This is a genomic window from uncultured Aquincola sp., from assembly GCF_964001545.1.
Lineage (GTDB): Bacteria > Pseudomonadota > Gammaproteobacteria > Burkholderiales > Burkholderiaceae_C > Aquincola.
Map to the genome: position 1 here is coordinate 1 of NZ_CAXFDV010000684.1, position 3,171 is coordinate 3,171.

The 3,171-nt window shown below is 70.3% G+C and carries 3 protein-coding genes and 1 pseudogene; 1 reads left to right on the forward strand and 3 read right to left on the reverse strand.

Annotation, left to right across the window (positions count from 1 at the left end; genetic code table 11):
* Both ABNT58_RS24030 and ABNT58_RS24035 read right to left on the reverse strand, forming a co-directional pair.
* Positions 1-279: AbrB family transcriptional regulator (locus ABNT58_RS24030; RefSeq protein ID WP_348755922.1), on the reverse strand; the 279-nt coding region annotated here is incomplete at its 3' end.
* 28 nt (positions 280-307) lie between these two features.
* On the reverse strand, positions 308-1,405 hold the full coding sequence (locus ABNT58_RS24035) for an alkene reductase (RefSeq protein ID WP_348755923.1): 1,098 nt from the start codon (positions 1,403-1,405) through the stop codon (positions 308-310).
* A 104-nt stretch (positions 1,406-1,509) separates the two neighbouring features.
* Between ABNT58_RS24035 and rlmJ the strand changes: the two genes are divergently transcribed.
* Positions 1,510-2,367 carry a 23S rRNA (adenine(2030)-N(6))-methyltransferase RlmJ gene (gene rlmJ, locus ABNT58_RS24040; protein ID WP_348755924.1) on the forward strand — a complete coding sequence of 286 codons (858 nt, stop codon included), beginning with the start codon at positions 1,510-1,512 and terminating at the stop codon, positions 2,365-2,367.
* Between the two features lie 13 nt (positions 2,368-2,380).
* Here the strand turns inward: rlmJ and ABNT58_RS24045 are convergent.
* A pseudogene (locus ABNT58_RS24045) lies at positions 2,381-3,171 on the reverse strand (pyridoxal-dependent decarboxylase, exosortase A system-associated); the annotation flags it as partial.

The following is a 3,171-nucleotide window of genomic DNA, read 5'->3' on the forward strand; positions in this document are numbered from 1 at the left end:
CGCCAGCAGCGCGGGCGCCAGCGGCCCCAGCAGGCCCAGCACCTGCGGCGAGAAGTACAGCCCCAGCGAGGTGCCGATGGCCCACTGCCCGGCGTTGCGCAGCGGCCCGGCCGCGGCCAGCGGCAAGCCGGCCACGCAGCCCAGCGCGGTGGCCAGCAGCGGGCCGATCATCCAGGGCAGTGGCGTGTTCAGCCGCTCGCAGGCCAGGGCTGCGAGCAGGGCCAGCACCAGCGTGCCGGCCACCCGCAGCAGCCAGCGGCCGTCGGGGCGGCGCGTCACCGCGCGGGCCGGGCTTGGGCCGTCGGCATCAGGCGGTCTGCGCGTCCAGCGTCGGGTAGTCGGTGTAGCCGTGGGAGCCGCCGCCGTACATCGTCTTCTGGTCAGGCTGGTTCAAGGGCGCGTTCTCGCGCAGGCGGCGCGTCAGGTCGGGGTTGGCGATGGCCGGCTTGCCGAAGGCGACCAGTTCGCCCTTGCCGTTGGCCACCGCATCCAGCGCCATCTGGCGGTCGTAGCCGTTGTTCACCATCCAGGCGCCGGGGAAGCGCTGCCGCAGGGCCTGGTAGTCGAACGGCGCCACTTCGCGGTCGCCGCCGGTCTGGCCTTCGATCACGTGGATGTACGACAGGTGCATCGGCGCGATCTGCTCGACCACGTGGTTGAACAGCGCCTGCGGGTCGCTGTCCTGGCCGGCGTCGTTCACCGGGGTGACGGGCGACAGGCGGATGCCGGTGCGGCCACCGCCGATCTCGTCGGTCACGGCCTTGACCACGTCCACCAGCAGGCGGGCGCGGTTGGCGATGGAGCCGCCGTATTCATCGGTGCGGTCGTTGATGCTGTCGCGCAGGAACTGCTCGATCAGGTAGCCGTTGGCCGCATGCACTTCCACGCCGTCGAAGCCGGCGTCGATGGCGCAGCGCGCCGCATGGCGATAGGCCTGCACGATGCCCGGGATCTCGTCGGTGCGCAGCGCGCGCGGCGGCGACACGTCCTCGAAGCCCTTGGCCGTGTAGGTCTTGCCCTTGGCCACCCGGTGGGTGGAAGACACCGGCGCCTGGCCGCCGGGCAGCAGCGAGGTGTGCGAGATGCGGCCCACATGCCACAGCTGCACCACGATGCGGCCGCCCTGGGCGTGCACGGCGGTGGTGACCTTGCGCCAGGCTGCCACCTGCTCGGGGCTGTGGATGCCCGGGGTGTCGAGGTAGCCCTGGCCCTCCGGCATGATCTGCGTGGCCTCTGTGATGATCAGGCCGAAGCCAGTCATCGGATTGGCGCGCTGGGCGTAGTAGGCCACCGTCAGGTCGTTGGGCAGCTGGCCGGTGGCGCGGTTGCGGGTCAGCGGGGCCATGACGACGCGGTTGGCGAGCTCGATGTCGCCGATGCGGATCGGATCGAACAGGGTGGGCATGGTTGAACTTCTCGCTGTAAAGGGAAAACCCCCGGAGCCTACGCAATCCGCGGCAACCTTGCAGCGCACGCCCCACATCGATCCATGCTAGTTACAGTGCACGCATGCTCGCCTACCGACACGCCTTCCACGCCGGCAACCATGCCGACGTCCTCAAGCACCTGGTGCTCACCCAGGTGCTTCGCTACATGGGCGAAAAGGACAAGCCCTACACCCTGGTCGACACCCACGCGGGCGCCGGCGGCTATGCCCTGGCAGGCCGCTACGCGCAGAAGCGCGGCGAGTTCGAGACCGGCATCGGGCGCCTCTGGGACCAGGCCGACCTGCCGGCGGCGCTGGCCGACTACGTGGCGCTGGTCAGGCAGTTCAACGGCGGCGGCGCGCTGGAGCAGTACCCCGGCTCACCCGGCCTGGCGCAGATGCTGCTGCGGCCGACCGACCGCCTGAGTCTGTACGAACTGCACCCCACCGACAACCGCATCCTCGAGAGCTTTCTCGGCCAGCGCCCGCACACCAAGGTGTTGATGAGCGACGGCTTTGCCGGCCTGCAGAAGGAGCTGCCGCCGCCCTCGCGCCGCGGCGCGGTGCTGATCGACCCCTCTTACGAGCTGAAGACCGACTACGCCAAGGTGGTGGGCGCGGTGCGTGAATGCCTGAGCCGCTTTGCCCAGGGCACGGTGATGGTGTGGTACCCGCAGGTGCAGATCGTGGAAGCGGCGCAGCTGCCCAAGCGGCTGATGGCCGCCGCCAAGGAAGCGCCCAAGGGCTGGCTGCATGTGACGCTGCATGTGCACCGCGGCGATGGCGATGGCTTCGGCCTGCACGGCAGCGGCATGTTCGTGATCAACCCGCCGTTCGTGCTGCACGACACGCTGGCCGTGCTGATGCCGCTGCTGACCGAACTGCTGGGTCAGTACGAGGGCGCGCGCTTCACGCTGGAACAGGATCTGGGGCGCGGTTGAGCCCGCCGCGGAGTCAGACGAGCACTTCCACGCAGCCCGGGTGCCCCAGGAAATTCTGCGGGCTGGCGCTGGCGCCATAGGCGCCTGACTGGAACACCACCGCCAGGTCGCCCTCACGCGCCACCGGCAGCTGCATGCGGTCGGCCAGCAGGTCCAGCGGCGTGCACAGCGGGCCGACGACCGAAGCCGCCTCGCGCGCCTCTTCACCCAGCCGGTTGCCGATGGTCACCGGGTAGTTCTTGCGCACCACCTGGCCGAAGTTGCCCGAGGCCGACAGGTGGTGGTGCAGGCCGCCGTCGGTCACCAGAAACACCTGGCCGCGCGACACCTTGCGGTCGAGCACGCGTGCCACGTAGACGCCGGCTTCGCCCACCAGGTAGCGGCCGAGCTCGATCACCAGCGAGGCTTGCGGCAGCTCGCGCGCGGCACGCTCGACCAGGCCGGCCAGGTTCTCGCCGATCGGTGCCAGGTCCAGCCGCTGCTCGCCCGGAAAGTACGGAATGCCGAAGCCGCCGCCCAGGTTCAGGAACTGCACCGGCGCCGGCGCGATCTCGGCCAGCCGCAGCGCCAGCGCGTACGACTGCTGCTGCGCGTCGCAGATGGATTCGGCCCGCAGGTTCTGCGAGCCGGCGAAGAGGTGGAAGCCTTCGAAGGCCAGGCCGGCGGCGCGGATCTCGGCCATCAGCCCGGGCAGCTGCTCGACGTCGACGCCGAACTGCTTGGGGCCGCCGCCCATCTTCATGCCCGAGCCCTTGAGCTCGAAGTCGGGATTCACGCGCACCGCCACCCGCGCCGGCAGGCCCA

Coding starts and splice junctions, on each gene's coding strand:
- ABNT58_RS24035 (WP_348755923.1), bottom strand. CDS start 1,405: ATGCCCACCCTGTTCGATCCGATCCGCATCGGCGACATCGAGCTCGCC.
- rlmJ (WP_348755924.1), top strand. CDS start 1,510: ATGCTCGCCTACCGACACGCCTTCCACGCCGGCAACCATGCCGACGTC.